Here is a 1,555-nt window from a genome sequence, read left to right on the forward strand (position 1 = left end):
ATCGGAACGTGTCAAGGGATTGAGGCCAACGGGAGTTAAGCGGCTTGCAGCTCCGGCTGGTCTTCCTGGTCAGGCCGGTTGATCCAGACATGGTCGGGTAGATCGAGGATTCTGGGTAGGGGCCGGGTGGTGGCGAACCGTTCCGGGTGTGCAGCGCGGGCTGCGGCGAGGGTGTCCTCGCGGCCGGCGCGGACCTGGTGGTGGCGGCCGTGGTGGACGTCGGCGGGGGTGTGCAGGCCGATCCCGGAGTGCCGGTGGGCGTGGTTGTACCAGGTCACGAAGTCGTTCATGAACGCCCGGGCCTGGGCGAGGGACGCGAACCGCTCCGGGAAGACCGGGGCGTACTTCAACGTCTTGAACCAGGATTCGCTGTACGGGTTGTCGTTGGACGTCTTCGGCCGCGAGTGGGAGCGGGTCACGTTCAGGTCTTCGAGCAGGTCAGCAACCGATTTCGAGGTCATCGAGGTGCCCCGGTCGGCGTGGACCACATGCGGCACGCCGTGGGCGTCGAACACCTCCCGCATCATCGATTCCGCGAGCGGGCCGGACTCGCGGGCGTGCACGCGGACGCCGACGATGTACCGGGAGTAGATGTCGATCATCACATACGCGTCGAAGTAGATGCCTTTGACCGGTCCGGCGAGTTTCGTGATGTCCCAGGTGTAGACCTGCCGTGGTGCGTCCGCGACCAGCTCGGGACGCCGGCGGGCCGGGTGCCGGGCTTGCCGGCGACGCTCACGGACCTGCTCGTGCTCGCGCAGCAGCCGGTACATGGTGGCGATCGAGCCGACGTAAACGCCCTGGTCCAGTAACGCCGCGTAGATCTGGGCCGGGGCGGCGTCGACGAACTGCGGGTTGTTCAACAACCGGAGCACCTGCTCACGTTCGGGCGGGGTGAACGCGTTCGCCGGCATACGCCGCACCGGCCGCGATGGTGTCGGCCGGCGCCGGTCACGGTCCGCGCTGGAACGGGCGATCCCGGTCAGCCGTCTCGCCTCCCTCGTCGTGACCTTGACGCCGGTCAGCTCGTGGTATGCGGTCATCAACGCTTGCCGAGCCCGAACACGTCCGGACCGTCCGGCTCGCTCCTGGAGATGTCCTCCAAGAGCTCGCGCGCTTTTCCCATGATCGTCAACGCCGTCTCGGTCCGCGCCAGCTTCGCCTGCGCCCGCTCCAGCTCACGCCGCAACCGGGCGATCTCCGCCTGCTCCGCCGACGGCCGCCCGACCGTCTCACCAGCCGGTTTGCCCTGCAACAGACCGGCGTCACGGGCCCGGCGCCACTCCGACATCAACGACGAGTACAAACCCTCGCGCCGCAGGAACGCCCCGCCCTCACCAGCAGCGACGGCCTGCTCATACCCGGCCAGCAGCTCCAGCTTCTGCCCCGGCGTGAACGACCGGCGGGCTCGCGGCCCGCCCGAACGCGGACCCTTCTTGCGACTCATGACCCCATCCTGGGCCACCACCATGTCAACAGCAGTAGTCAACACTTCCCGATCCTGAACTCGCCCTGTCCGGCGGACTTGCTAAGAACCGCTGGCCTCAACTCACCC

1 protein-coding gene is annotated in these 1,555 nt (G+C 67.8%); it reads right to left on the minus strand.

All coding sequences use genetic code 11. The features are described from left to right. Nucleotides 1-35: 35 nt before the first annotated feature. A protein-coding gene (locus tag KBX63_RS34805; protein WP_374102303.1) for an IS3 family transposase occupies nt 36-1,471 on the minus strand; the annotation gives its coding sequence in 2 pieces (ribosomal slippage) (nt 36-1,114 and nt 1,114-1,471; 1,437 coding nt in all). Nucleotides 1,472-1,555: the final 84 nt, after the last annotated feature.

Origin of the sequence: Micromonospora sp. U21, assembly GCF_018070045.1 — a bacterium.
In the GTDB taxonomy this organism is placed as follows: domain Bacteria; phylum Actinomycetota; class Actinomycetes; order Mycobacteriales; family Micromonosporaceae; genus Micromonospora.